The sequence below is a fragment of the Allobosea sp. 05T433 genome, from assembly GCF_056396065.1.
Window position 1 is genome coordinate 1 of the sequence record NZ_JBFTKS010000034.1, and the last position, 25,085, is coordinate 25,085.

A 25,085-nucleotide genomic window follows, 5' to 3' on the forward strand; every position below is an offset into this window, starting at 1 on the left:
CCCTCGAAGTACGGTGCTGACGCCGGCCGAGGAAGCCATCGTCGTGGCCTTCCGGCAGAAGACACTGCTGCCGCTGGACGACGTGCTGGGTTGCCTGAAGGACACCATCCCCGGCCTCAGCCGCAGCGCCCTGCACCGTTGCCTCCAACGCCACGGCATCTCCCGACTGCCTAAGGATGAAACGGCGGACAAGCGCAGCCAGTTCAAGACCTACGCCATCGGCTACGTCCACATCGACAGCTGCGAACTGCGCCACGCCGAAGGCAAGCTGCACATGTTCCTGGCTMTCGATCGGGTCTCCAAGTTCACCTACGTTGAGTTCCACGCGCGCATCGGCAGCAAGATCGGCGCAGACTTCCTGCGGGCTGTGGCCGAGGTATTCCCCTACCAGATACACACGGTCCTTACCGATAACGGCATGGCTTTCGCTGATCTGCCCAAGAACCGTTCCGGTCCGACAGCCATGATGCGCGGCCATCCCTTCGACCGCGCTTGCTGGGAGCTCGGCATCGAGCACCGACTGACCAAACCCTATCATCCATGGACCAACGGCCAGGCCGAACGGATGAACCKCACMATCAAGGAAGCGACCGTCAAGCGCTTCCACTATGACGATCATCGCCAGTTCGAGGCGCACCTCACAGACTTCGTTGYCGCCTACAATTTCGGCCGCCGGCTGAAGACCCTTAGGGGGCTCACACCCTACGAGTTCATCTGCAAATGCTGGACTTCAGAGCCAGAACGATTCAGGCTCGATCCAATCCATCAAATGCCGGGACTAAACATCTAGATCATCGGACCGGATATCGTATCCAGTCCGATGATCTAACTCTTTGTCTTTGCATCGGCCTTCCCGAAAACCGCAATCCACTTTTCGGGCCGATGCTTTAAGAAGAGGCGTCGTGGTCGGACAGGCCCGACCATGACACTGATCGCTCCGAAGTGGGCCTCGAGAGCGGGGTCTATCCCTCGATCTGCCGTGCCTCTTCCGGCAGCATGATCGGAATGCCGTCGCGGATCGGATAGGCGAGCTTGGCAGGGCGGCTGATCAGCTCCTGCCTTGCTGCGTCGTATTCGAGCGTGCTCTTGGTCACCGGGCAGACCAGGATCTCGAGCAGTTTCGGGTCGATCCGGGTGGCGGGCATGTCGCGTTCGGTCATGATCTCGTCTCAGTGCTTTCTCGGAAGATCGGCGAGCATGCCGGCTGCGACCATCAATTTCGGCAGGGACAGGCCCGACATCGTGATGGCCGAGACCGTCGCGCGGGTGCGATCGGCCTCCGCGCCACGCTCGGCCAGCCAGCCATCGAGGGTGTCGGATCCGGTTGCGCCCGAGGCGATCTCCTGAGTCAACCCGGCATGAGCATCGACCAGCGTTTCGATGGCGCGGTCGCGGGCCAGGCGCTCATAATCGTCGGTCGCCGGTACGGCTGCTGCTGCTGCCGCCAGGCTGGACAGGCCGAAGACCGAATCGGCGCCGAAATGAATCCGCGCCACCTCGGAAATCGACCGTTTGGTCCGGTCGGCGATGTCGACGATGTCGGTCGCCTGGGCAAGTGCGGGCAGGCTGGCAATCCGCGCAGCGAGGGTTTCGGGCACTGATTCCGAGACGAGAACGGCGATGCGGGCCGTACGCGCCTGGGCGGCTGCCTCGGGCAGCAGGCTGTCGAGTTCGCCGGCGAGTGCGGAGACGCCCCTCGCGTAATGCGCAACCGTTTGCTCGATGGAGCCCGGTTTGGCGACGCCCCGACGCAGGAACCAGCTCATCCGATCGGTGACGAGTTCCTGGGCCGCGGCATAGAGACCGATCTGGGTCTTGCCCGGGATCTTGGCGTCGAGCGCATCGATCGCCCCGTTCAGGGCGATCAGATCGAAGGAGTCACGCGCAATGGCGTAGGCCGCGGCGATCGCCGGTGCGTCGGCGCGTGTCTGGCCGGCCAGGGTCGAGACGATGGCCGGGCCGCCACGGTTGATGATGGCGTTGGCGAGCTGGGTTGCGACGATCTCGCGACGCAGCTTGTGGCTGGCAATCTCGGCGCCGTATTTGTCGCGCAGCGCCTTCGGGAAATAACGGGCGAGCTCGTTGTTGAGATAGAGATCGTCCGGAATGGCCGATTCGAGCAAGGCATCGTGCAGCGCGAGCTTGGCATAGGCCAGCAGCACGGCAAGCTCCGGCCGGGTCAGGCCCTCGCCGCGCTTCTCGCGCTCGGCCAGCACCATATCGGTCGGCAGGAACTCGACCGAGCGATCGAGGCGGCCCTGGGCTTCCAGCGTCAGCATCAGGCGACGCAGCGCGGGCGTTGCCGTCGCGCCCTGAGCCTCGGTCAGCGAAAGCGCCAGCGTCTGCAGGTAGTTGTTGCGCAGGACGAGGAGGCCGACCTCATCGGTCATGTCGACGAGCAGGGCGTTGCGCTTCTTCTCAGGCAGGCGCCCGTCGCGGACAGGGCCCGCGAGTGCGATCTTGATATTGACCTCGACGTCGGAGGTGTTGACGCCGGCGGAGTTGTCGATGGCATCGGTGTTGATCCTGATGCCGTTGCGGGCGGCTTCGATGCGTCCGCGCTGGGTGCAGCCCAGATTGGCGCCTTCGCCGACGACACGGGCCCGCAGATCGGCGCCCGCAATCCGGATCGCGTCATTGGCGCGGTCGCCGACCTGGGCATCGGTCTCGTCGGTGGCTCGGATATAGGTGCCGATGCCGCCGAACCAGAGCAGGTCGACCCGCGCCTTGAGGATTGCGGTCATCAGTTCGGGCGGGGTGACTTCCGCCTTGTCGAGATCAAGCAGCGCGCGCAGCACCGGGGAGAGTGGGATGCTCTTGGCCTGGCGCGAGAATACGCCGCCGCCCTTGGAGATCAGCGACTTGTCGTAGTCCTGCCACGAGGAGCGGGGCAGCGCGAACAGGCGCTGGCGTTCGGCGTGTGACGCTGCCAGATCGGGCTCCGGATCGAGGAAGATGTCGCGGTGGTCGAAGGCGGCCACAAGCCTGATCGCCGGCGAGAGCAGCATGCCGTTGCCGAAGACGTCGCCCGACATGTCGCCGACACCCGCCACCGAGAAGGGGGTCGACTGGATGTCGATGTCGATCTCGCGAAAATGCCGCTTCACGGCCTCCCAGGCGCCACGTGCGGTGATGCCCATCTTCTTGTGGTCATAGCCCTGGCTGCCGCCAGAGGCGAAGGCATCGCCGAGCCAATGTCCCTTCTCGATCGAAAGCGCGTTCGCGATATCGGAGAAGGTTGCGGTGCCCTTGTCGGCGGCGACGACGAGATAGGGATCATCGCCATCATGGCGCACGGTGTCGGCCGGCGGAATGACCGTCTCGCCGTCGAGATTGTCGGTGAGCTCCAGCAGGGTGCGGACGAAGATGCGGTAGCTCTCGGTGCCTTCCGCGATCCAGGCCTGGCGATCACTCGCCGGCGGCAACTGCTTGGGGAAGAAGCCGCCCTTGGCGCCGACCGGAACGATCACGGCGTTCTTCACCTGCTGAGCCTTGACCAGGCCCAGCACCTCGGTGCGGAAATCCTGCGGCCGGTCGGACCAGCGCAGGCCGCCGCGCGCGACCTTGCCGAAGCGCAGGTGCACACCCTCGACGCGGGGCGAATAGACGAAGATCTCGTAGAGCGGATGCGGCAGCGGCAGATCGTCGAGCCTGGCGCATTCGAATTTCAGCGAGATCGTGCTGCGCGGATAGCCATCCGGGCCGATCTGGAAGAAATTGGTGCGCAGCGCCGCTTCGATCAGGTTGACCAGGCGCCGCAGAATGCGGTCCTCGTCCAGGCTGGTGACGTCGTTGAGCGCGGCTTCGATGCTGTCACGCTCGGCCTGCATCGCCTTCTCGCGCTTGCTCGCATCGAAATGCGGGTCGAATTTGGCGACGAAATAGGCGATCAGCTTCGAGGCGATGCCGGGGTGTCGGGTCAGCGCATCGGCGATGTAGTCCTGGGCGTAGGGCGCGCCGACCTGCCTGAGATAGCGCCCGAGCGCACGCAGCAGCGCCGCCTCGCGCCAGGCGATTCCGGCGGCAAGGACGAGCTGGTCAAAACGGTCCGATTCCGCCAGCCCACGGAACTGGGCCATCAGCGCTGCTTCGATCGTCGGATCGAGGCGGGCGACATCGATTTCGCCTCCGCCGGCACGCTCAAGCGTCATGTCGTGCAGCCAGACACGGGCGGCCTCAGGCGCTTCAACTCCATTGGCTGCCGGCGTCAGGTTGAAGGTCCGCTCGTTGACGACGCGGAAGCCCATGTTCTCGAGCACCGGCACGCGGGCGGAGAGGGAGATCGGCGAACCACTCGAGAAGACCTTGAGATTGGCCCGCGCCGCGGTATCGCCCTCGCGGCGATAGAGATTGACCGCGCGCGACCGCTCCGGGGTGAGCTTCTGCAGCATGTCGATGTCTTCGAGCGCATCGGTTGCCGAGAAGCGCTCGCGATAGGCCGCGCCAAAGGCCTCGGCATAGCGCTCGGTCAGCGACCGCGCTGCCGGGCCCGCCTTCTGCTCGTCGAGAACGTCCTTGAGGCCATCCGCCCAGGTTCGGACGATCGCAGCAATGCCGGCTTCCAGCGTGGCGCGATCGACCCTTGGTGTGCGGCCTTCGTCGCGGCCGATGATGTAATGGGTGCGGGACAGCGGGCCTTCCGGATAGGCCGGGTAAGCGGCCGACAGGCGCCCCTCATAGATCCGCGCCAGGAATTCGCCGACGCGACGGCGGACCTGCGTGTCGTAGCGATCCTTCGGAATGAAGACGAGGATCGAGACGAAGCGGTCGAACTCGTCGACCCGGGCCAGCGCGCGGATGCGCGGGCGCTCGGTCAGCTGCAGGATATCGAGCGCGAAGCGTTCGAGTGTCTCGCCGTCGATCTGGAAAAGCTCGTCGCGCGGAAAGGCATCGAGCACGTTGAGCAGCGCGCGGCCGGAATAGCTCGCCGCGTCGAAGCCCGTGTTCTTGGCGACGCGCGCGACCTTGAGCCGCAGATAGGGAATGGCGCGGGCGCTGCCCGTATAGGCATTGGAGGTCAGCAGGCCGACGATGCGCATCTCGCCGTCGAGATGGCCATCAGGTGTGAACAGCTTGACGCCGATATAGTCGAGATGGACGCGGCGATGCACGCGGCTCTTGACGTTGGCCTTGGTGATGATCAGCGCCTGCGGTTTGGCGAGGAAGGCGCGAATCTCCGGCGTCATCACCACCATTTCGCGATTCTTGCGCAGCATGCGCACGGAGGGATCGCGCAGGATGCCGAGACCCGAGCTGTCGATCGGGTCGGCAGCCGCATCACCGCCCGGGAAACGGTAGGCTCGAATGCCGAGAAGCGTGAAATTGTCGCCGGCGATCCATTCGAGGAATTGCAGAGCCTCAGCGACCTCGTCCTCGGCAAGCGGGGGCGGGTTGGAGCGATAGGCTTGAATCACCTCGGTGATTCGCCCGCGCATGGCCGCCCAATCGTCGACCGCTAGGCCGACATCGACATAGACCCGCTCAAGACCGGTCTTCAGGCGCTCGCGCGCCTCGGGCGTGTCGATACGGTCGAGATGGATATGGATCAGGCTTTCGCGGCGAGCGCCTTCCGGAGCCCGTCCGGTCGCTTCGCCTGCAAGCGAGTGAAAAGCGCCGTCGGCATCGCGCACGACCGCCAGGATGGGGTGGGCGACGAGGCGAGGCTCGTAACCCTGCTCGGTGAGCTCAGCCAGCGTCGAATCGAGCAGGAAAGCCTTGTTATCGTTCACGACCTCGAGAATCGTGATCTGGCGTTCGCGGCCATGCTCGCTGAACGCCTCGTCCCGGAAACGCAGATTCGGCGTGCCGGGCCGGCGCTTCGCGGTCAGATGCTTGTAGGCGGCGGCAGCGGCACGGGCGAGGAGATCCGGCGGGAGTGCGACGATATCTTCGGCAACGACGCGGCCATAGAGCAGCTTCGGAAACTCCGCCGGCATGCCGGTTCCGCTCTGGGAGGCTGCGGCCTCGACCGCGGCCAGAGCCTCGATCGTTGCATTCGTCACTCGTTTAACCATCCCCAGAACCCTCAGTTATTTTGCCGCAGCGATGACATAGGCTGCGGCGCCTTTCAACTTTCGTCGCATCATGCACACGAACAAGGGCGCCCGTGCGAACATCGCGGCAGATCCTGTCGAAAGTTCAACCCCGCCGACACATCAGGAAACGGACCATGTCGAACAAGCATGACAAATCGAAGGTCGGAGAGCTTCCGACTCGGCAGGATGAGTCGCCAAGGGTGATGGCGCTGGCGTTGCCGGAAGTCGAACTGTCGGCCGAGAATCGGGCCTATTTCGCCAAATGCCAGGAGAAGCTCGGCTTCGTGCCGTATGTGCTGCTGGCCTACGCCCATGACGATGCCAAGCTCACGGCCTTCGCCGCGTTCTACAACGACCTGATGCTCGGCCCTTCGGGTCTCTCCAAGCTCGAGCGCGAAATGATCGCCGTCGCCGTGTCGAGCGTGAACCGGTGCTATTACTGCCTGACGGCACATGGCGCCGCGGTCCGTCAGCTCTCGGGGGATCCGGTGCTCGGCGAGCTGATGGCCATGAACTATCGCGCTGCCTCGCTCTCGCCCCGCCATCGTTCGATGCTCGATTTTGCGGTGAAGCTGAGCGAGACGCCCTATCTCGTCGAGGAAGGTGATCGCGAGGCGTTGCGGGCGGCGGGATTCGGCGAACGTGACATCTGGGATGTCGGTGCGGTCGCTTCGTTCTTCAACATGTCGAACAGGATGGCCTCGGCCGTCGATATGCGGCCAAATGCCCAGTATCACGGACAAAACCGCTGAAGAGCCTGCATTTTCGCCAAAAGAAAACGGCCAGCGGAAACCGCCAGCCGTTGAGGTAGCCTCGAACCGATAGGCCCGACCTCACCAAGCCCGGGGGGCTGGGGGGCTGACGTATCCGGAACTCAATGAGGCCGGGCCGTCGAGGCAACGAGGAGAGTTGAGCCCGGCAACTTGGCCATCGCTTGGCGCGTTCGCGGCGAAAATGCGGCGTGGCTGACGAAGGCGTGATTCTTTTCGGCCTGCCTCGATCTCTTGCCAGCGCAGCATCCGGGGCGCATCATCCTGCCCAACGGGAAGTGCGATCGGGCCCTGCCCGACCGCCGATCGGGAGGCGCTATGAGCGAAAGCGAAACGCCGCAATCGCACGGGGCCGGGGCGGTGGTTGCCTTCCCCGGTCCGGCCAAGCCGGCGGCCGTTACTTTTGATCGCCGGGAACTCTCTGAGCTTCTCAATCTCTACGGCCGGATGGTCGCTGCCGGCGAATGGCGCGACTACGCCATCGATTTCCTGAAGGACAAGGCACAGTTCTCGGTTTATCGCCGAACCTCCGAGGTCCCGCTCTACCGGATCGTCAAGGATCCCGCCCTTGCCAAGCGCCAGGGCGCGTACTCGATCGTCGCGGCGACCGGGCTGATCCTGAAGCGCGGCTCGGATCTCAGCCGTGTCCTGCGGGTGGTCGACAAGAAGCTCAGCGTGGTGAGTTGAGGGGCGGCGCGGTTCGGTTGCCGTCGCCGATTTCCTTCTGCATCAGCATCTGGTCGAGCCAGCGGCCGTGCTTGTAGCCGACGGCCCTGGCGACCCCGATGAGCGCGAATCCGGCGTGTTCATGCAGCCGTCGCGAGGCGGCCGAGGCGCCGTTCCCATCGCCAATGACCGCGACCATCTGCCGGAAGCCCCTGACTTCGCACGCGGCGATCAGCGCGCTCAGCAGAGCGCGGCCGATACCGAAGCCCTGTGCTTGCCGCGAGAGATAGATCGAGTCCTCCACCGTGCTGCGATAGGCCGGGCGCGGGCGATAGGCACCGGCATAGGCATAACCGAGCAGATCCTCGCCTCTGGTCGCGACGAGATAGGGATAGCCATCGGCAATGAGCGCCTCGAAGCGCCGCTGCATCTCGCCGGTCGAGGGCGGTTCAAGCTCCCAGGAGGCGGTGCCGTTCGAGACGGCATCGGCATAGATCGTGGTGATGACGGGGATGTCGTCGATGCGACCGTCCCTGATCGTGATGGGGTCCATCCGATCAAGATGGACCGCGAGGAACGCAAAAGAAAAGCCCCGGCTTTGCAGCCGGGGCTCGCTTGATCTGCAAGGCGGACGATCGATCAGCGACGATCGCCAAACAGCTGAAGCAGCATCTGGAACATGTTGATGAAGTTCAGGTAGAGCGACAGAGCGCCGTTCACCGAGAGCTTCGCAGCCGATTCGGCGTCCAGATCCGAGTAGAGATACATCTCCTTCAGGCGCTGGGTATCCCAGGCGGTCAGGCCGGCGAAGACCAGCACGCCGATCGCCGAGATGGCGAAAGAGAGCGCGCTCGAGGCCAGGAAGATGTTGACCACCGAGGCGATCACCAGACCGATCAGGCCCATGATCAGGAAGGAGCCCATGCCCGAAAGCGACTTCTTCGTGGTGTAGCCGGCAAGGCTGAGCGCGCCGAAGGCGGCGGCCGTGATGAAGAAGACCTGAGTGACCGACGCGCCGGTGAAGACGACGAAGATCGAGGACATCGACACGCCCATCACCGCCGCGAAGGCGAAGAACATGGTGCGCGCGGTCGAGGAGCTCATGCTCTCGGCCTTGAACGAGAAGAAGAAGATGAAGGCGAGCGGGGCCAGCATCACAACCCATTTGAGCGGGCTGAGATAAAGGGCCTGGCCGAGCGGGGTCAGTGCGGTGATCTTGCCTTCCGCCGAGACGCCGCCGATCGCGAGCATGCTGATGCCGAGGGCGGCAAGGCCGGTGATGGCCAGACCGATCGACATGTTGTTGTAGACGCCGAGCATGAACGAGCGCAGGCCCTGATCCATCTCGACGGCGCTGGTCTGCTGTGCGCGGCCGGCACCCCAGACTGGAGCATTGCGGTCGAAGTTGCTCATAGAGCGATTTCCCTCACAGGTAGAATTCCGGGGCGGACATCGCCTCCGCGATCTCCACCATCGCCCAAAATCGTGGCGACAACGCGGAATATGAGGGGGATTGAGCGACCTTACAAGAGGCCGCCATGGTTAAGAGCGCCGCCTGAATAGATCACGGGCCCCAGAATGATGCAATGCGGCGAACGCTCCATGTCTATCTCGGAGGCAAGAGCGACAGTTCTCATAAATTCCGCAGATGAGAAGCTGGCGCCTTCGATAGTATTTTTAGGGTTCCGAACAATCCGAACAGGACGGTGACCATGATCGCGGCAGTCGCAGCGAGGATCGCGCCGGTTGGATCGCTGACGAATTCTATCTTCATCACTTGGGTGACGACCCCCCAGCCTGCCAATGCGCCGGCGACAACGCCGAACAGGGCGGAGACAAAACCTATTCCGGCATATTCGAGGGCGTACGACGAAAGTATGAAGCGACGTGTCGCGCCGAGCGTCTTCAGGATCATCGCGTCGTATAGCCGCGCATGCTGCCCGGCCGCGAGAGCGCCTGCCAGGACCAGCAGGCTGGAGGCGATCGCCAGGCCCGAGGCGCCGCGAATCGCGGTCGCGAGCTGGCTGACGATGGTGTTGACCGCTTCGAGCGCGTCCTTCACCCGCACGGCGGTGACCGATGGGAATTCGACCGCCAGCCGGCGCAGCAGCTGCGCATCGGCGCCGGCCGTCGCGTCGGTCCCGGAGGTGACAGTTGCGAGATTGGTGTGCGGCGCGCCGGCAAAGGTGTTGGGCGAGAACACCATGACGAAATTGATGCCGAGCGAGCGCCATTCGATGGTGCGCAGATTGGCGATCCGCGCCGTGATGTTGCGGCCCAGCACGTTCACGGTGACGCTATCGCCGACCTTGAGCCCAAGCCCGGCGGCGATCGGCGCATCGAAGGAGACGAGCGGTTCGCCGCGGTAGCCTGCCGGCCACCATTCCCCGGCAGTGATGATCGAGCCCTCGGGCATGGTTTCCGCATAGGTGATGCCGCGATCGCCATCCAGGACCCAGGCTGCCTGCTCGGAGGCCTTGATCTGCTCGGCACGCACGCCGTTGAGACTGGTGATGCGGCCGCGCATCATCGGGACGCGTTCGAGCGTGGCGCCTGGCCTCGTTTCGGCGATGAAGCTGTCAAAGCGCGCGCTCTGGCCGTTCGGGATATCGAGGAAGAAGAAACTCGGCGCCTTGTCCGGCAGCGACTGGGTCAACTGCCGGGTGAGGCTGACATCGATGAAGGCGAGCGCCGAGAGCAGGGCGACTCCGAGGCCCAGCGAGAGCACGAGCGACGGCGTCAATGCGCCGGGGCGATGGGCATTGGCGAGCGCCATCCGCAGGGCCGGGTTCCGCGGTCGCGGGCTGCGGCGAGCGAGAGCCATCAGACTCCAGGCGACGAGGCGCAGCAGCAGGAAGATGCCGGCGGCCACGGCGATATAGATCAGTGCGATGCGGCGGTCATAGGCGAAGGCGACTGCGACGCCGACGAGGCCGATGAGAGCCGCAAGGAAAACACCGAGATAGACCAGCCTGGGCCGGCGCAGATCCGGCTCGATCTGGTCGCGGAACAGGGCCGAGACTGGCACGTCATGCGCCCGGCCGAGCGGCAATATCGCAAAGACCAGCGCGGTCAGCAGGCCATAGAGCGCCGCGATCACCAGCTCTCCTGGCGCCAATGTCGGCTCGAAGGGCAGGGGCAGCAGGTCGCGAAGCGCATAGCCGAGCGCGAAGGGCGCGGCGGCGCCCAGCAGAAGACCGATCGCGATGCCAAGCGCCGCAACGATCATGACCTCGGTCAGATGGATCGCGACGACATGCCCGCCGGTTGCGCCGATCGCCTTCAAGGTCGCGAAATCGAGCTTCTTGGCCTCGACGAAGCGGCGCACCGCATTGGCGACGCCGACACCGCCAACCAGCAGGGCGGTCAGTCCGACCAAGGTCAGGAACTGCGTGAAACGCTCGAGATTGCGCTGAAAGCTCGGCGCGGCATTGGCGCGCGAGCGGATTTCCCAACCAGCATCCGGCTGTTGGTGACCGGCATCGGCGGTGAGGCGCTCGAGGGCAGCATCATCGGACGCCGTGGGGGGCAGCGAGACGCGATAGGTCCAGCGCACCAGGCTGCCCGGCTGGAGCAATCCGGTGGCACGCAATGCGTCCTGGGACACCAGAAGACGAGGACCGAAGCCGACGCCCGACGCGATCTTGTCCGGCTCTGAGACGAGGCTGGCGCGCAATTGCACGCGCGCGCTGCCGACCGAGATCGTGTCGCCGACCTTCAGGTCGAGGCGACCAAGCAGCACGGGATCGGCAATGGCGCCGAAGCTGCCATTGCTCTGGGACAGCAGATCGGAAAGCGGGCCAGCCGGCTCGCTGACGACCTCGCCGATGCTCGGATAGGCGGAATCCACCGCCTTGAGCTCGATCAGGGCCGCGCCCTTGTCGCCCGCATTGGCCATGCCGCGCATCGTGGCGATGGTCGAGAGGGCGCCACGTCCTTCGAGAAAGCTCCGCTCGACGGCGGTGGCCTCGCGATGGATCAGGCTGAAGGCGACGTCACCGCCGAGAATGCGTCGCCCTTCGCGATGCAATCCTTCCGTCAGGCCGCGCGACGCCGAGCCGACGGCTGCGATGGCCATGACGCCGAGAGCGAGACAGGCGATGAAGACGCCGAAACCGCGCAGGCCACCACGCAGATCGCGCCAGGCGAGCCGCAGGGCGAGTGCCGGGCCAAAAGGTGAGCGGGGAGGGGTGGCAGCGGTGGGCTTGACCGGAGCGTGCATGGCGAGGGCTCAGGCGACGGCGAGATCGGCATCGGCTTCGATCCGCCCGGCGCGCAGGCGCACCGTCCGGTCGCAGGCCGCGGCAAGCGAGAGGTCATGCGTGACCAGCACGAGGGTGGCGCCCCGCTCGCGGCGCAGCGCGAAGATCAGATCGACGATCGAGCGGCCGGTGCTCTCGTCGAGATTGCCGGTCGGTTCGTCGGCGACGAGAATGGCCGGATCAGGCGCGACGGCGCGAGCGATCGCGACACGCTGCTGCTCGCCGCCGGAGAGCTGGGCCGGATAATGGTCCATGCGATCGCCGAGCCCGACATTGCGCAGCTCGGCTTCCGCCCGGGCGAACGCATCGTCTGCGCCCGCAAGTTCGAGTGGCAGAGCGACATTCTCGCGCGCCGTCATGGTCGGAACGAGATGGAAGGACTGAAAGACGATGCCGATCTGGCGCCCACGAAAAACCGCAAGGCCATCTTCCCCGAGCTGACCAAGATCCTGGCCCGCTACCTTCACCAGTCCGGAATCGGGTCGTTCGAGCCCGGCCATCGTCATCAACAGGGTGGATTTGCCTGATCCCGAAGGACCGACCAGCCCGGTCGCCTCGCCGGCAGCCAGTGACAAAGAAACGCCCTTCAGGATATGGACGCGGGCGGCTGCACGCCCCAGACTAAGATGGACATCCCGCAATTCGATCGCCGGGGCTGACTTATCACTCATCGCCACATGATCCTGTCTTCAATGCCATCGACGCCGTCCATCCGCATCGCATCGCGATGGGGATGGGGTCTCGGCGCGTTGCGCCCCGCCGCCCGATATGGGCGCGGTCGCGCGCTTGTCCAATCATTTGCCCGTGCTTTTTGCGCTGCGGCCTTTTGCCTGGCGCTTTTGATGCTCCTTCCGGTTTCAGCCATGGCACAAGCCCAGACACCGCGCCCGCTCAAGCTTGTCGTGCTGGGCGACAGCCTCAGCGCCGGCTATGGCCTGCCAGCGAGCGCGGCATTTCCGGCGGTGCTGGAGCAAGCCTTGCGCCAGAAGGGACATGCCGTCGATATCGCCAATGCCGGTGTCTCGGGCGATGTCGCCCAGGGGGGCCTCGAGCGGCTCGACTGGTCGGTGCCCGACGGGACCGATGGTGTGATTGTCGAGCTTGGCGCCAATGACGCGCTGCGCGGTTTCGATCCGGCGGTGACGGAAAAAGCGCTCGAGGACATCATCACGCGGCTGAAAGTGCGCGGTATCCCGGTGCTGCTGGCCGGGATGTATGCGCCGCGCAATCTCGGCGCGGAGTACACCGGCCGTTTCGACGGGCTGTTCAGGGCACTCGCCGAGAAACACGCGCTGGTGTTCTATCCGTTCTTTCTCGAGGGCATTGCGGGCGATCGTGCGCTGAACCAGCCGGATCTGCTGCATCCGACAGCCGAAGGCGTGCGCGTCATCGTCGAGCGGATTCTGCCGACGGTCGAGCGTTTCCTGGAGACCATCCGCTCGAAATCCTGATCCCTTCCGTTCCGGACCGATGCGCCGCCACGGAGCAGGGCGTTCGCATCATGCCGGTCGGCCCGAAAATCGCTTCCCACCCCATGAGCGCCCCTGCGCGCAATCTCCGGAGTTGTCTGACCATGCAATATCGCCGTCTTGGGCGCACCGACCTCCAGGTTTCGGTCATTTGCCTTGGAACCATGACCTGGGGCCAGCAGAACACCGAAGCCGAGGGCCATGAGCAGATGGACTACGCTCTCGCGCAGGGCGTGAATTTCTTCGATACGGCAGAAATGTACTCGATTCCGCCGCGGCCGGAGACGCAGGGCTCGACGGAGCGGATCATCGGCAGCTGGTTCAAGGCGCGGAAGAACCGCGACAAGGTCATCCTGGCCTCCAAGATCGTCGGCCGCTCGGCCAATGACTGGTTCCGGGACGATCGCGGACCGACCCGCATCAACCGCAAGCAGATCTTCGAGGCTGTCGACAAGAGCCTGAAGCGGCTTCAGACGGACTATATCGACCTCTACCAGCTGCATTTCCCCGAGCGTGCGATGCCGTGGGGCTCGAATCCAACGCGCTTCAACAAGGCCGCTTTCGAAACGCCCGATGGCGAGACGCCGATCGCCGAACAACTCGACGCCTTCGGCGAGATCGTGAAGGCTGGCAAGATCCGTCATCTCGGGCTCTCCAACGAGAGCGCCTGGGGCACGATGAGCTTCGTGCGCGATTCCGAAGCGCGCGGAGGGCCTCGCGTCCAATCGATCCAGAATGCCTACAACCTGCTCAACCGTACCTTTGAGACGGGGTTGGCCGAGATAGCGATGCGTGAGCAGGTCGGCCTGCTGGCCTATTCGCCGCTGGCCCAGGGCTACCTCACCGGCAAATATCTGGACGGTGCCAAGCCGGCCGGCGCGCGCTCGACGCTGTTCAATCGCGGCCAGCGCTACGAGGCTGTCGGCGCGGAAGATGCGGTGAAGCGCTATATCGCGGTTGCCCGCGAGGCTGGTCTGGATCCGGCGCAAATGGCGCTGGCCTACGTCAATTCGCGCCCCTTCGTGACGGCCAACATCATTGGCGCGACGACAATGGAACAATTGCGGGCCGATATCGGTTCGATCGATGTCGCACTTTCGCCCGAGGTTGAAGCAAAGATCGACGCGATTCACCAACTGGTCGGAAACCCCTGTCCCTGAAACCAGCGCGGCTCATGGCGGGGCGGGAGGGCGAAGGTTTGCAGAGGTTTTCCTGCGCTCCATCGCTTTTCGTCTCGCCAGAGTCACAAAAACTTGGCACTGATTTGCCATGCCGAGGCTGTTCACAGCTCTGGAGATACCCGCCGAGGTCGCCTCGACGCTGACGCTGCATCGGGGCGGACTCGTTGGTGCGCGCTGGATCGAGCCGGCCGACTATCACGTTACCTTGCGCTTCCTCGGCGATGTCGACCGCCGCATGGCCCATGATGTCGACAGCTTTCTCGCCGATCTGCAGACACAGCCCTTCGAGGTGACGCTCGACGCATTGGGCAGTTTCGGGGGCGACAAGCCGCGCGCCGTGTTTGCGCGGGTGCAACCCAGTCGCCAGCTCAGCGAGCTCCAGGCCGATATCGAGCGCCTGATGCGCCGCCTCGGATTACCGGCGGAAGGGCGCAAATTCGTGCCGCATGTCACGCTTGCCCGGCTGCGCGATACCTCGCCTGTCGAGGTTGCGCATTATTTGGCGATGCATCCTATCGTCCGGCCGATCGCCTTCACGGCCCGGCGCTTCACCCTGATGTCATCGCGGGATTCGATCGGCGGCGGGCCTTATGTGCTTGAGGCCGCCTATCCGCTTGGCCCATCCTACCCCAACCGGCTGCCGCGAAGCGATTTCCAGCGGAGATGATCATGCGCAAGCGACTGAGTGCCGAAGCTCGCAACGAAGCGCTCATGACGCTGGTGGGCTGGAAACTGGTCGAGGGTCGTGAGGCCATCGCCAAGCGCTTCATCTTCCATGATTTCAATGAGGCCTTCGGCTGGATGAGCCGCGTCGCGCTGCTGGCCGAAAGGATGGACCATCATCCGGAATGGTCGAATGTCTACAAGACGGTCGAGGTGACGTTGGCTACGCATGATGCCGGCGGGCTGACCGAGCTCGACGTCAAGCTCGCCCGCGCCATGGACGCCATGGCCGGCTGATCAGCCAGCCCTGCCCCAGATCGCGACACGGCGCGCAATACCGGGTGGAAGTCGCTTGGCCGCGCTCTTCAGAACGGGCCGCAAGCGTTGGAAACCGACGCTGCAGGCGAGCCGCCCCTTGAGGGAGAGCGGCAGCAGGAGGTCGCTGACACCGGTCTGCCCGTCGGCGTGTTCGAGCTTGTAGGCATCCGACGGGGCCAGCAGGTCGAACACGGCATTGCCGCGTGCCCTGGCGCTGGCGAAGCTGTGATGAATCAGGATGCTGCCGACGCCGCCCCGCTCGAAATCGGGATGGGCTGCGAGGACATGGCCGAAGCTGCGGCCCTTGCAGTCAAGCGAGAGGTCGATGCCGACCGGGGCGCCATCGCAGCATATTGCGGAGACGCGCAGCGAACTCCCCCCGTCCGCATCTCCGGCAAAATCCCGAAAGAAGGCCGCGAAGCGAGGATCGTCGATCGTCGGCGCGACGGTGCCGTGGCGCAGCAGCGAGGCTTGCTTGAAGGCCACGGCGTCGCCGGCGAGGGCTGCGGCGGCAGGACCGGGCGGCGGCGCCTCGAAGCTGATCGTGCCGCGTTCCTCGAGCCGGCGCAGGCGCCGACGGTAATTCGAGCGTTCGCGGCCCGGGTAGGCGCTGCTCGGGCCGTTCGTGCCGACCCGCCAGACCAGATCGGCAAAGGGGGCGTTGAGCTGCTCGATCGGCATCGCTTCACCGAGCAGGCCGGAAGCGGCGAGAATGGAGTCTGCTCGCAGTTTGCGCGCCTCGAACAGATCGGCGCCCAGTGCGCGCAGGGCGCGCCATCCTGCCCGCACCAGAGTATCGCGGTCGGGGCCGGGCTCGACGAGGATGTCACCGAACTGCGCGACCGGGATGCCCATGAAGCGGAGCGTCTCGAGGCTGCAGCGGCGCTGCCGGACGAGCGGCCAGATCATCGCAAGGACACCCTGGCGGCGTGCAATGACGATACTGAGCCGGCCATGCCCCTCGAGATAATGCGCGGCCCAGTGCTTCAGGAAGACGTGGCTCTGGAAGACCTGATGCGGCAGGGCCGCGCGTGCAAAGAACGCGTCCCATTCCGGCTGGAGTGCGAGGAGATCATCGCGTTCGGTTATGACCTCTGTCGTCACGGCTCCGCCGATCTCAGAGCCTTCCCGCCGCTTGCTCATCATTGGGCTCCGGCGCGCAGATGCGCGATCAGCCGCCTCGACCCTGTGATCGGGAAGCGGGCGAGATAGGGCAGGAGCAGCAGGGGGTGCCTGGCCGCGAAGGGCGCGTCATGCTCGACCATGTGGCGGATGGCGATGACAGGCAGAGGCGCGCGCAGCGGCCGGAAATCCGAATTCCAAAGGCCTGGCGCCTCCGACGTCGCATGCATCAGCCCGATCATGCGGTTGCGCCGCAGCGAGTAGAATTTGTGACGGTCCTGGACGCGCTTGAGCATGGCGATGCCGTCCGGGCTGTCGCATTTCGGAAAGCCGATGATCACCGTGCGGAAGTGCTGCATGCCGGCCTTGCAGGGGATGGCGTCGAGTGCACCGAAACCGCTCCGAACCAGGGCGAAGGCCGCATCCTCATCCGTGGCGCGTTGATTGGAAATGCCGAGGCGGACCGTATCGAGCCGGGCCGCCTGGCGTGTGAAGGGGCAGACGGCGCCGGTCCTGCCGAGATCGGCATGACCTCTCATCAGATAGTCTTCGACCCAGGAGAGCAATGTCGCCAGTGGTGCATCCGGGGCGGCCTCACGCGCGGATTGGCGTGCAGCTTCGAGCGTCATGAGCCCACCGGGGCTGGCTCTGCTGCTCAAGGTCGCTGTCTCCGGCATCAATGCACGCTCCGGTTGCTGTTCCCTAGCGATAGCAAGCTCAAATTAGCGAAGGGTTGATGACGGTTCGCCCTGTTCGACAGCGGCGTTAGGATTCCCGAAAGATTTGCTCCAGCCGCAGCGCCCAAGCGCCTCCAGCATGTGCGAAGGCGGGGGCGCCTCGACTCTGACCGGCTCGCGCTTGCGATAGAGCGGAACGCTGACAGCGCGGGCATGGAGCTGGAGTCCGGGTCCGCCGTCCCGCGGCGCCGAGCCGTAGACTTCGTCGCCCAGCATGGGCCAGCCGGAGGCCGCGCAATGCACCCGCAATTGATGCGTGCGGCCGGTGAGCGGCTCGAGTTCGAGCCATGTCAAACCCTCCGCGCGACCCAGCACCCGATAACGGGTTTGTGAAGGCAATCCCTCCGGGTCGACCTTCATCCACCAGCCGCGTTCGGGAGAGCGCCTGGCGAGGGGCAGATCGATCATGCCTTCGTCGTCCTGCGGGCCACCCTCGACGATAGCCCAATAGGTCTTGTCGATGCGGCCGTCGCGGAACAGCTGGTTGAGCTCGGCCATTGCGCGTGGGTGGCGGCCGAGGATGAGGCAGCCGGACGTATCCTTGTCGAGCCGGTGGGCGGCTTCCGGCCGTCGCGGCAGACCAAAGCGCAGGGCGTCGAGATAATCGGTCAGCACGGGAATGACGCGGCGCTTTGCCTGCGGGCCGCGATGCGAGGGCAGGCCGGCGGGCTTGTCGATCACCAGCATCATCGCGTCGCGATAGAGCAGTGGCACCGGCAGGGCGGCTTCTGGGGTCTCGCGCGAAATTGCTGGTTGATCCGGTCTGCTCATGGCATTGCGCTATCCAAACCAGCGGTGTGGCGCAACTCGGGCGCCTGGCCTGCAGGATGACGGGACGAGTGATGAGCGAGAGCGAACCGAAAAAGCGCGGCTTCTTTTCGAGGCTGTTCGGGCTGGAGCAGGAACAGTCCAAGCCCGCTCCTGAGAGCGCAGCCGCGCCCTCCCCGGATTTGCCGGATGCCGCAGCCGAGCCGGCTCCTGACGCTGTACCCGATGCCCCAATCGCCCCCGATCTGCTGATCGGCGAGGCTGCGCCCCTGCCGATCGCGATGCCGGAGGTCGAAGCCGAACCGGAGCCAGCGCCGGTTTCGCCCATGGCATCCGGACAGCCCGCGGAGCCGAGCCCGGCGCCGCAGCCGAAGCGCAGCTGGTGGCGCAGGCTGGCGGACGGGCTCTCCCGTACCTCCTCGGCGCTGACCACCGGCATCACGGAGCTCTTCACCAAGCGCAAGCTCAATGCCGCCACGCTGGAGGATCTCGAAGACATCCTGATCCAGGCCGATCTTGGTCTCGCCACCTCGGCGCGCGTCGCCAAGGCGGTGGGCGAGGGACGCTATGACAAGCAGATCGAGCCGGAGGAGGTGAAGGCCATCCTGGCGCGCGAGGTCGAGAGCATTCTGACGCCGGTGGCGCACCCCTTGACGATCGACGCCACGAAAAAGCCGTTCGTGATCCTGATGGTCGGGGTCAATGGCTCCGGCAAGACGACGACGATCGGCAAGCTGGCTGCGAAATTCCGTGCCGAAGGCAAGTCGGTGATGCTCGCTGCGGGCGATACGTTCCGCGCAGCTGCGATCGAGCAGCTCAAGGTCTGGGGCGAGCGCACGGGTGCGGAGGTTGTCTTTGGTCAGCAGGGTGCGGATGCGTCGGGTTTGGCCTTTGAGGCGCTGCAGAAAGCCAGGGCCAACGGGGTCGATATCCTTCTCGTCGACACAGCCGGCCGGCTGCAGAACAAGGCAGGGTTGATGGACGAGCTCGCCAAAGTGGTGCGGGTGATCCGCAAGCTCGACGCGGAGGCGCCGCATGCAGCCTTGCTGGTGCTCGACGCGACGGTGGGCCAGAATGCGATCTCGCAGGTCGAGGCCTTTCGCGAGACGGCTGGTGTGACCGGGCTGGTGATGACGAAACTCGACGGCACGGCGCGTGGCGGCATCCTCGTGGCGCTCGCCGCCCAGTTTGGCCTGCCGGTGCATTTCATCGGCGTCGGCGAGAGTGTCGAGGATCTGGAACCATTCTCCGCACGTGATTTTGCACGAGCGGTTGCTGGATTGGGAGAAGCCGCGTGAGCGAGAGTCTGGCCGGGACGACTAAGGACAAGGGCGTTAACCCGCTGCTCAAGCTCGGCCTCGAGTTCGGGCCGCTGGCCATCTTCTTTTTCGCCAACTCCTATGGCGACCGCCTGTTCGGCGTCGCCGAAGACCGGCGCATCTTTGTTGCGACCGGCATCTTCATCGTGGCGTCGCTTGTCTCGCTCGCCCTGTCGCGTGTGTTGCTGCACCATCTGCCGCGCATGGCGATCGTCAACGCGGTCGTGGTGACGGTCTTTGGCGGCCTGACGCTGGCGCTCGACGATGCCTTCTTCATCAAGGTGAAGCCGACCATCGTCAACACGCTGTTCGGCTGCATCCTGCTTGGCGGACTGTTCTTCGGGCGTTCGCTGCTGGCGCTGGTGCTCGAAACTGTCCTGCAGCTCGACGAGGAGGGCTGGCGCAAGCTCACCTTCCGCTGGGGCCTGTTCTTCTTCGTCCTTGCCGCGTTGAACGAGATCGTCTGGCGCACGCAGACGCAGGATTTCTGGGTCGCCTTCAAGGTCTGGGGCGTGATGCCACTGACCATGGCCTTTGCCCTGGCTCAGACGCCGCTGATCCTGAAGCATGAGATCAAGCCGCCTGCGACGCCCGGAAAATAGGGCGTCCCTGCAAGGGGCGGCACGGCTGCCCGCGGCGTTGTAGCCTCGTCCGCCAGCGATGAAGAGGCCGGCGCCATGTTCTGCGCCGCGCTCCCTTGCGCTTCGGGCGTAAGCACGAGGCGGCGACGCGATGCGGTGGGACCTCTACCGCGACAAGACGGGTGCGAGGTCTTCAGGATTAATTGACGCAGCGCGCTATTTCGGCGCGAGCCGGATCGCGCCATCGAGGCGGATTGCCGTGCCGTTCAGCATGTCGTTCTCGACGATGCTCCTGACCAGCGCGGCATATTCGGCGGGGCGGCCGAGGCGCGAGGGATGCGGGATCGAGGCTTCCAGCGCCTGGCGATAGTCGTCCGGTACCGACGCGAACATCGGAGTCTCGAACAGGCCGGGCATGATCGTCATGACGCGGATGCCAAGCTGGGCGAGGTCACGCGCGATCGGCAGGGTCATGCCGACAATGCCGCCCTTCGAGGCGGAATAGGCCGCCTGGCCGATCTGGCCATCCTCGGCCGCGACCGAAGCCGTGCAGATGAAGACTCCGCGCCCGCCATCGGGCGTGACCGGTGGCTCCGCGGCGAGTGCGAGCGCCGAGCGTGCGATCATGCGGAAAGTGCCGGCGAGGTTGACGGCGAGCGTCTTCTCGAAGGTCGCGAGGTCGTGGGCCACGAGTTCGCCGGTCTCCCGCTTCTTCGAGACGACACGGCGGCCCGGGGCGATTCCGGCGCAGTTCACCAGGATGCGCTCGATGCCATGCGCCTGACGAGCCGTGAGCAGGGCTTCGTCGACCGAGGCATCGTTCGAGACATCGCAAAGGGCAAAGATGCCGCCGATTTCGCTCGCCACCTGTTTGCCGCGCTCGGCATTCATGTCGAAGATGGCGACCTTCGCGCCCTGGGAGGCGAGCATGCGTGCGGTGCCTTCGCCGAGGCCGGACGCGCCGCCGGTGACGACGGCCGCGATGGACGAATCGAGCTTCATGTCAGGTCCCTGTTCGCAAAAATGGCTGGACCAGCCTTAATCCGCGCCATCGGCCGCTCCAAGGACGATTCTTGGCGCAACCCTTGTGCAGCCTTGCGTCCGGGGCCACATTTTCGGCGCGGGAAATGTGTATTCCGCACTGGGCCGGGGTTTTCAGGTCCTTCCACGGAGAGAGGAATGAGCGAGGGTTTCAGTTCGCGTTTCAGCGCCGAAGAGATGGCGGCGATCCGGCGGAGCCTGCGCGACGAAGCGCGTTTCGGCGCCGATCTGATGAGCCTTCTCAAGCGGGTCGCCAAGCGCATCCCCTTTGCCGAGGATCTGCTGGCAGCCTATTTCTGCACCCGCGATCCGGCGACGCCCCGGCGTGTCCGGCTGACATTGCTGGCCGCGCTCGGCTATTTCGTGCTGCCGATCGATGCGATTCCCGACATCATGCCGATCCTTGGCTTCAGCGACGATGCGGCCGTGATGGCGGCTGCGATCGCCGCGGTCGCGGGGTCGATCACGCCGGAGCATCGCCAGAAGGCGCAGGACACGCTGGCGGGGCTTTGAGCCCCGTTCAGGGCGTCAGGACGATTTTGCCCTGCGCCTTGCGATCCCCGATCATCGCAAACGCTTCCGCAGCGCGTTCGAGCGGGAAGGTGGCGTGGACATGGGCGCTGATGCGCCCGGCTGCGGCCCATTCCAGCAGTCGTTCCATGTTGCGGTGATGCGCCGCCGGTTCGCGCGCGACGAACTCACCCCAGAACACGCCTCGCAGATCGCAACTCCTGAGGAGCAGCAGGTTGAGTGGAATCTTCGGGATCGCGCCGCCGGCAAAGCCGACAACGAGGTAGCGCCCCTCCCAGGCCATGGCGCGCAATGCCGGCTCGGCGAGATCGCCGCCAACCGTGTCGTAGAGCACGTCGACGCCGCGATTCTCGGTCAGGCGGCGCAGGCCCGCCTTCACATCCTCGATGCTGTAGTCGATCTCCTCCTGGGCGCCATGTTCACGTGCCAGCGCCAGCTTCTCCGGCGACGAGGCGCAGGCGATGACATGGCCGCCGAGCAAGGCGCCGATCTCGACGGCGGCCAGGCCCGCGCCGCCGCCTGCGCCGAGAATGGCCAGGGTCTCGCCGGCCTTGAGCCCGGCGCGCTGGATGAGGCCGTGCATGGCGGTGCCATAGGTCACGAAGAGCCCGGCGGCCTGCGCGTCATCAAGGGTATCCGGCACGCGCACGATCGCCCGGGAGGAGACCGCGACCTTTTCACGCGCTCCACCATGCCCGAGCCATACGGCGACACGCTCGCCGATGCGCCAGCCTTCGACATCGCGGCCGATCGCGCTGATGATGCCCGCGCATTCGCCTGCTGGCGAGAAAGGCAGGGGCGGCTTGGTCTGGTAGCGATTCTGGATGATCAGCGTGTCGAAGAAGTTCAGCGCCGCCGCCTTGACGGTGATGACGACCTCGCCCGGACCGGGTTTCGGATCGGGAAGTTCACGGATCACCAGGCTTTCTGCCGGCCCGTGGGTCTCGCAAAGCAGTGCTTTCATCTCGTCGCACCGTCCTCAGCCTGGCTTGTGCCCGCGATACCATCCGGACAACGCTGGTCACCGCCTATTTCCCGGCGGATTGTGCCACGGCCCCGGTGCGGACGGAACCTTGTTCGCGGCAGCGTCATATTCGCATTTTCGCCAGGATCGTGACATCCTATGGTTCAGGCATTCTTGAGATTCCGCGCAAAATGCTTCGGAAATAGAGATGCTGTTAACATTTCTGCTGATTGATGGCGGTCGATGATTCTCAACTACTTCCGAACCGGCGTCACCGCCACCCGGCATGCGAAACTGGCTTCGGCGCTGGTCGCGCTGGCTTTGCCGTTTCTGATTTCCCCGGCCCAGGCGCAGCGAGCGCCTGCTCCGGCCCAACGCGCTGCGGCTTCGGGCCAGGCCCAGGCGATGCTGCTCGAGACGGCCGGAAAGTGGCAGGCTTTCTCGTCGCAGCAGGGGCGATCCAAGGTCTGCTACGCGCTTTCCAAGGCGGAAACCCGCATCCCTGCCAATCTCAAGGATGTCGAAGGCATGCTCTTCGTCTCCAGCCGCCCCACGGAAGGGGTGCGCAACGAGATCAGCCTGGTGATGAATTTCGACCTCAAGGAAGATGTCGAGCATCAGGCGATCATCGGCAATGAGCGCTTCGCGCTCGTCGCAAAGGGCCAGAACATGTGGCTCAAGAACCCGGCTGAGGAAGGCCGCATGCTCGACGCGCTGCGCAAGGGCGCGAGCCTCGAGGTCAAGGGCATGTCGAAACGCGGCAATCCGACCAGCGACAAATATTCGCTCGCCGGTCTCAACCAGATCGTCAAGCGCGCCGAAGACGCCTGCAAGTAGCGCGGGCAGGCGGCGCATTTCCGCCGATTTCGCGCTTTATGCGGATTATGATATGAGCCCGCCGAGCGCGGGCGCATGATGCCCGCTTGAGCCCGAGTTCCGATGTCCCTGTCCGTCCCTGCTTCCCCCGCTCCGGCGGCCGAACCCGTTTTGCGACCTGCCTCGCTGGTCGGGCGCACACGCGCCGGCCTGTCCGATGCGCTGGCTGAAATCGGCGTTTCCGAGAAGGAGCGACGCATGCGCGTCGGCCAGCTCTGGAACTGGATCTATCATTACGGCGTCCGCGATTTCTCCGCGATGACGACGATCAGCAAGGTCTTGCGCGCCGCGCTGGCCGAGCGCTTCACGCTCGATCTGCCGGAGGTAACGGCCGAGCAGGTCTCAAGCGACGGCACACGCAAATGGCTGTTGCGGATGCCTCCGGTCGGTGCACGCGATCGTGGTGCCGAGATCGAATGCGTCTATATCCCCGAGGTCGACCGCGGCACGCTCTGTGTCTCGAGCCAGGTCGGCTGCACGCTCAGCTGCACCTTCTGCCACACCGGTACGCAGCGCCTGGTGCGCAACCTCACCACCGAGGAGATTGTGGCGCAGCTGATGGTGGCGCGCGATCGTCTCGGCGACTTCCCCGGGCGCACCCCGCCCGAGGGTGCCTTCGTGCCGAATGATGGTGGCCGCTTCGTCTCGAACATCGTCTTCATGGGCATGGGCGAGCCGCTCTATAATTTCGACGGCGTCCGCGATGCGATCGACGTGATCTCGGACAATGAGGGCTTGTCACTCGGCCGTCGCCGCATCACGGTTTCGACCTCCGGCGTGGTGCCGCAGATCGAAGCGCTCGGCGCGGAGATGGGCACGATGCTGGCGATCTCGCTGCATGCCGTGCGCGACGACCTGCGCAATGAACTGGTGCCGCTGAACAAGAAGTATCCGATCCGCGACCTGCTCGAGGCTTGCCGCAACTATCCCGGCCTGTCGAACGCCAAGCGCATCACCTTCGAATACGTGATGCTGAAGGACGTCAACGACAGCGATGCCGAGGCGCGCGAGCTCGTCAGGCTGCTCAAGGGCATTCCGGCCAAGATCAACCTGATCCCGTTCAATCCCTGGCCCGGCACGCGCTATGAATGCTCTGACTGGGACCGGATCGAGCGCTTCTCCGAGATCGTGTACCGCGCAGGCTATGCCTCGCCGGTGCGTACGCCACGCGGGCGCGACATCCTCGCCGCCTGCGGCCAGCTCAAGAGCGAGACTGAAAAGCTCTCGGCGCGTGCCCGGCTGATGCTGGAGCAGAGCGAGGCCGAAGCTGCGGCGCTGGCGGGCTGACATATGCTGCGTTGGCTGCTGTTGATTCCATTCGCGTTGCTCGTTGCGATGGGATCGGGGATGTTTGCCCTGCTCATCGCCAGCGTGGTTTCGCCTGACATCGCCCTGCTGATCGGCGGCGGCTTCGAGCGTCTGCTCACAGCGCTCTTCGCCCAGGCCGAGAGCGGCTTCGATCCCGGCCCCACGGCGGAAGCTGCCTTCACGCTGCTCGGCCGGCTGGGCTTTGCAATCATGGTCGCACCGGTCGCGCTCGTCGCTATCGGCTCCGAGCTCTTTCGCATTCGCAGCGGGCTTATCCAGAGCGGGCTGACAGGCACGCTCGCGGCGCTGCTGCCGCTCGCCATGCTGCGGCTGTCACGCGCACCGACGGCGAGCGAGACACAGATCATCGCAGCGCTGTTCCTGGTCGGGGCCGCCACCGGCTTCGTCTACTGGCTGATCGCGGGGCGCGGCGCGGGTGGGGAGCGCCCGGTCGGGCAGGTTTAACGCCTGCCG

24 protein-coding genes are annotated in these 25,085 nt (G+C 65.1%); 13 read left to right on the top strand and 11 right to left on the bottom strand.

Annotated features, from left to right (window positions below):
* The coding region (locus AC1DGP_RS30280) for an IS481 family transposase (RefSeq protein WP_476832908.1) at positions 1-790 on the top strand (790 nt) is incomplete at its 5' end.
* A gap of 172 nt (positions 791-962) precedes the next feature.
* Here AC1DGP_RS30280 and AC1DGP_RS30285 read toward each other — a convergent pair.
* The gene (locus tag AC1DGP_RS30285) at positions 963-1,160 is read right to left on the bottom strand and encodes a Trm112 family protein (protein WP_441508236.1); all 198 of its coding nucleotides are present in this window, start codon (positions 1,158-1,160) and stop codon (positions 963-965) included.
* A gap of 9 nt (positions 1,161-1,169) precedes the next feature.
* On the bottom strand, positions 1,170-6,014 hold the full coding sequence (locus tag AC1DGP_RS30290) for an NAD-glutamate dehydrogenase (protein ID WP_476832909.1): 4,845 nt from the start codon (positions 6,012-6,014) through the stop codon (positions 1,170-1,172).
* A gap of 224 nt (positions 6,015-6,238) precedes the next feature.
* Here AC1DGP_RS30290 and AC1DGP_RS30295 point away from each other — a divergent pair, with 224 nt between their 5' ends.
* Both AC1DGP_RS30295 and AC1DGP_RS30300 read left to right on the top strand, forming a co-directional pair.
* Positions 6,239-6,787: a peroxidase-related enzyme gene (locus AC1DGP_RS30295; protein ID WP_441493328.1), complete on the top strand. Its 549-nt coding sequence runs from the start codon at positions 6,239-6,241 to the stop codon at positions 6,785-6,787.
* A gap of 336 nt (positions 6,788-7,123) precedes the next feature.
* Positions 7,124-7,492: a DUF2794 domain-containing protein gene (locus tag AC1DGP_RS30300; RefSeq protein ID WP_113513467.1), complete on the top strand. Its 369-nt coding sequence runs from the start codon at positions 7,124-7,126 to the stop codon at positions 7,490-7,492.
* Here AC1DGP_RS30300 and AC1DGP_RS30305 read toward each other — a convergent pair.
* The 4 genes from AC1DGP_RS30305 to AC1DGP_RS30320 form a co-directional block, all read right to left on the bottom strand.
* Complete coding sequence (locus AC1DGP_RS30305) at positions 7,476-8,024, bottom strand: N-acetyltransferase family protein (protein ID WP_476767861.1); 549 nt, start codon at positions 8,022-8,024, stop codon at positions 7,476-7,478. The two genes, AC1DGP_RS30300 and AC1DGP_RS30305, sit on opposite strands and share 17 nt — an antisense overlap.
* Positions 8,025-8,110: 86 nt before the next feature.
* On the bottom strand, positions 8,111-8,884 hold the full coding sequence (locus AC1DGP_RS30310; RefSeq protein ID WP_441493295.1) for a Bax inhibitor-1/YccA family protein: 774 nt from the start codon (positions 8,882-8,884) through the stop codon (positions 8,111-8,113).
* 220 nt (positions 8,885-9,104) lie between these two features.
* Positions 9,105-11,693, bottom strand: a complete 2,589-nt coding sequence (locus tag AC1DGP_RS30315; protein WP_476767862.1) for an ABC transporter permease — start codon at positions 11,691-11,693, stop codon at positions 9,105-9,107.
* Positions 11,694-11,702: 9 nt separating this feature from the next.
* On the bottom strand, positions 11,703-12,404 hold the full coding sequence (locus AC1DGP_RS30320; protein WP_069878613.1) for an ABC transporter ATP-binding protein: 702 nt from the start codon (positions 12,402-12,404) through the stop codon (positions 11,703-11,705).
* 171 nt (positions 12,405-12,575) lie between these two features.
* Here AC1DGP_RS30320 and AC1DGP_RS30325 point away from each other — a divergent pair, with 171 nt between their 5' ends.
* The 4 genes from AC1DGP_RS30325 to AC1DGP_RS30340 all read left to right on the top strand — a co-directional run bounded on the left by AC1DGP_RS30325 (position 12,576) and on the right by AC1DGP_RS30340 (position 15,343).
* Complete coding sequence (locus AC1DGP_RS30325) at positions 12,576-13,184, top strand: arylesterase (protein WP_476832910.1); 609 nt, start codon at positions 12,576-12,578, stop codon at positions 13,182-13,184.
* Between the two features lie 122 nt (positions 13,185-13,306).
* The gene (locus tag AC1DGP_RS30330; RefSeq protein WP_441508239.1) at positions 13,307-14,362 is read left to right on the top strand and encodes an aldo/keto reductase; all 1,056 of its coding nucleotides are present in this window, start codon (positions 13,307-13,309) and stop codon (positions 14,360-14,362) included.
* A 109-nt stretch (positions 14,363-14,471) separates the two neighbouring features.
* Positions 14,472-15,050, top strand: coding sequence for an RNA 2',3'-cyclic phosphodiesterase (thpR, locus tag AC1DGP_RS30335; RefSeq protein ID WP_441493299.1), 579 nt, complete (start codon positions 14,472-14,474; stop codon positions 15,048-15,050).
* A gap of 2 nt (positions 15,051-15,052) precedes the next feature.
* A complete protein-coding gene (locus AC1DGP_RS30340) occupies positions 15,053-15,343 on the top strand; it encodes a 4a-hydroxytetrahydrobiopterin dehydratase (RefSeq protein WP_043237017.1) in 291 nt (96 codons plus the stop codon).
* Here the strand turns inward: AC1DGP_RS30340 and AC1DGP_RS30345 are convergent, their stop codons facing one another.
* The 3 genes from AC1DGP_RS30345 to AC1DGP_RS30355 form a co-directional block, all read right to left on the bottom strand.
* A complete protein-coding gene (locus AC1DGP_RS30345) occupies positions 15,344-16,507 on the bottom strand; it encodes a GNAT family N-acetyltransferase (protein ID WP_476832911.1) in 1,164 nt (387 codons plus the stop codon).
* Positions 16,507-17,145, bottom strand: coding sequence for a DUF6875 domain-containing protein (locus AC1DGP_RS30350; protein WP_476832912.1), 639 nt, complete (start codon positions 17,143-17,145; stop codon positions 16,507-16,509). Before AC1DGP_RS30350 ends, AC1DGP_RS30345 begins: the two co-directional genes overlap by 1 nt.
* Positions 17,146-17,208: 63 nt before the next feature.
* Positions 17,209-17,994: an RluA family pseudouridine synthase gene (locus AC1DGP_RS30355; RefSeq protein ID WP_476832913.1), complete on the bottom strand. Its 786-nt coding sequence runs from the start codon at positions 17,992-17,994 to the stop codon at positions 17,209-17,211.
* Between the two features lie 71 nt (positions 17,995-18,065).
* On the opposite strand from AC1DGP_RS30355, the gene ftsY reads away from it, so the two are divergent.
* Both ftsY and AC1DGP_RS30365 read left to right on the top strand, forming a co-directional pair.
* Complete coding sequence (gene ftsY, locus AC1DGP_RS30360) at positions 18,066-19,289, top strand: signal recognition particle-docking protein FtsY (protein WP_476832914.1); 1,224 nt, start codon at positions 18,066-18,068, stop codon at positions 19,287-19,289.
* Complete coding sequence (locus AC1DGP_RS30365; protein ID WP_244523403.1) at positions 19,286-19,912, top strand: septation protein A; 627 nt, start codon at positions 19,286-19,288, stop codon at positions 19,910-19,912. The genes ftsY and AC1DGP_RS30365 overlap by 4 nt, the downstream gene beginning before the upstream one ends.
* Before the next feature lie 195 nt (positions 19,913-20,107).
* Here the strand turns inward: AC1DGP_RS30365 and AC1DGP_RS30370 are convergent, their stop codons facing one another.
* Positions 20,108-20,893 carry an SDR family NAD(P)-dependent oxidoreductase gene (locus AC1DGP_RS30370; RefSeq protein ID WP_441493305.1) on the bottom strand — a complete coding sequence of 262 codons (786 nt, stop codon included), beginning with the start codon at positions 20,891-20,893 and terminating at the stop codon, positions 20,108-20,110.
* Between the two features lie 177 nt (positions 20,894-21,070).
* On the opposite strand from AC1DGP_RS30370, the gene AC1DGP_RS30375 reads away from it, so the two are divergent.
* A complete protein-coding gene (locus AC1DGP_RS30375) occupies positions 21,071-21,445 on the top strand; it encodes a YkvA family protein (RefSeq protein ID WP_069878622.1) in 375 nt (124 codons plus the stop codon).
* A 7-nt stretch (positions 21,446-21,452) separates the two neighbouring features.
* Here the strand turns inward: AC1DGP_RS30375 and AC1DGP_RS30380 are convergent, their stop codons facing one another.
* Positions 21,453-22,427, bottom strand: coding sequence for an NADPH:quinone oxidoreductase family protein (locus AC1DGP_RS30380; RefSeq protein WP_476832915.1), 975 nt, complete (start codon positions 22,425-22,427; stop codon positions 21,453-21,455).
* Positions 22,428-22,670: 243 nt separating this feature from the next.
* On the opposite strand from AC1DGP_RS30380, the gene AC1DGP_RS30385 reads away from it, so the two are divergent.
* The 3 genes from AC1DGP_RS30385 (at position 22,671) to AC1DGP_RS30395 (ending at position 25,076) form a co-directional block, all read left to right on the top strand.
* Positions 22,671-23,264, top strand: a complete 594-nt coding sequence (locus AC1DGP_RS30385; protein ID WP_084651246.1) for a hypothetical protein — start codon at positions 22,671-22,673, stop codon at positions 23,262-23,264.
* Positions 23,265-23,366: 102 nt separating this feature from the next.
* Positions 23,367-24,590: a dual-specificity RNA methyltransferase RlmN gene (rlmN, locus tag AC1DGP_RS30390; RefSeq protein ID WP_476832916.1), complete on the top strand. Its 1,224-nt coding sequence runs from the start codon at positions 23,367-23,369 to the stop codon at positions 24,588-24,590.
* Between the two features lie 60 nt (positions 24,591-24,650).
* Positions 24,651-25,076, top strand: a complete 426-nt coding sequence (locus tag AC1DGP_RS30395) for a hypothetical protein (RefSeq protein ID WP_476832917.1) — start codon at positions 24,651-24,653, stop codon at positions 25,074-25,076.
* The last annotated feature ends 9 nt before the right edge of the window (positions 25,077-25,085 follow it).

Excerpts from the sequence above, each read along its gene's own strand:
- AC1DGP_RS30345 (WP_476832911.1), bottom strand. The coding sequence starts at position 16,507 with ATGAGCAAGCGGCGGGAAGGCTCTGAGATCGGCGGAGCCGTGACGACA.
- AC1DGP_RS30285 (WP_441508236.1), bottom strand. The coding sequence starts at position 1,160 with ATGACCGAACGCGACATGCCCGCCACCCGGATCGACCCGAAACTGCTC.
- AC1DGP_RS30395 (WP_476832917.1), top strand. The coding sequence starts at position 24,651 with ATGTTTGCCCTGCTCATCGCCAGCGTGGTTTCGCCTGACATCGCCCTG.
- AC1DGP_RS30385 (WP_084651246.1), top strand. The coding sequence starts at position 22,671 with ATGATTCTCAACTACTTCCGAACCGGCGTCACCGCCACCCGGCATGCG.
- AC1DGP_RS30305 (WP_476767861.1), bottom strand. The coding sequence starts at position 8,024 with ATGGACCCCATCACGATCAGGGACGGTCGCATCGACGACATCCCCGTC.
- AC1DGP_RS30295 (WP_441493328.1), top strand. The coding sequence starts at position 6,239 with ATGGCGCTGGCGTTGCCGGAAGTCGAACTGTCGGCCGAGAATCGGGCC.
- AC1DGP_RS30380 (WP_476832915.1), bottom strand. The coding sequence starts at position 22,427 with ATGAAAGCACTGCTTTGCGAGACCCACGGGCCGGCAGAAAGCCTGGTG.
- AC1DGP_RS30370 (WP_441493305.1), bottom strand. The coding sequence starts at position 20,893 with ATGAAGCTCGATTCGTCCATCGCGGCCGTCGTCACCGGCGGCGCGTCC.
- AC1DGP_RS30355 (WP_476832913.1), bottom strand. The coding sequence starts at position 17,994 with ATGAGCAGACCGGATCAACCAGCAATTTCGCGCGAGACCCCAGAAGCC.
- ftsY (WP_476832914.1), top strand. The coding sequence starts at position 18,066 with ATGAGCGAGAGCGAACCGAAAAAGCGCGGCTTCTTTTCGAGGCTGTTC.
- AC1DGP_RS30310 (WP_441493295.1), bottom strand. The coding sequence starts at position 8,884 with ATGAGCAACTTCGACCGCAATGCTCCAGTCTGGGGTGCCGGCCGCGCA.
- thpR (WP_441493299.1), top strand. The coding sequence starts at position 14,472 with ATGCCGAGGCTGTTCACAGCTCTGGAGATACCCGCCGAGGTCGCCTCG.
- AC1DGP_RS30300 (WP_113513467.1), top strand. The coding sequence starts at position 7,124 with ATGAGCGAAAGCGAAACGCCGCAATCGCACGGGGCCGGGGCGGTGGTT.
- AC1DGP_RS30375 (WP_069878622.1), top strand. The coding sequence starts at position 21,071 with ATGAGCGAGGGTTTCAGTTCGCGTTTCAGCGCCGAAGAGATGGCGGCG.
- rlmN (WP_476832916.1), top strand. The coding sequence starts at position 23,367 with ATGTCCCTGTCCGTCCCTGCTTCCCCCGCTCCGGCGGCCGAACCCGTT.
- AC1DGP_RS30340 (WP_043237017.1), top strand. The coding sequence starts at position 15,053 with ATGCGCAAGCGACTGAGTGCCGAAGCTCGCAACGAAGCGCTCATGACG.
- AC1DGP_RS30330 (WP_441508239.1), top strand. The coding sequence starts at position 13,307 with ATGCAATATCGCCGTCTTGGGCGCACCGACCTCCAGGTTTCGGTCATT.
- AC1DGP_RS30290 (WP_476832909.1), bottom strand. The coding sequence starts at position 6,014 with ATGGTTAAACGAGTGACGAATGCAACGATCGAGGCTCTGGCCGCGGTC.
- AC1DGP_RS30320 (WP_069878613.1), bottom strand. The coding sequence starts at position 12,404 with ATGAGTGATAAGTCAGCCCCGGCGATCGAATTGCGGGATGTCCATCTT.
- AC1DGP_RS30315 (WP_476767862.1), bottom strand. The coding sequence starts at position 11,693 with ATGCACGCTCCGGTCAAGCCCACCGCTGCCACCCCTCCCCGCTCACCT.
- AC1DGP_RS30325 (WP_476832910.1), top strand. The coding sequence starts at position 12,576 with ATGCTCCTTCCGGTTTCAGCCATGGCACAAGCCCAGACACCGCGCCCG.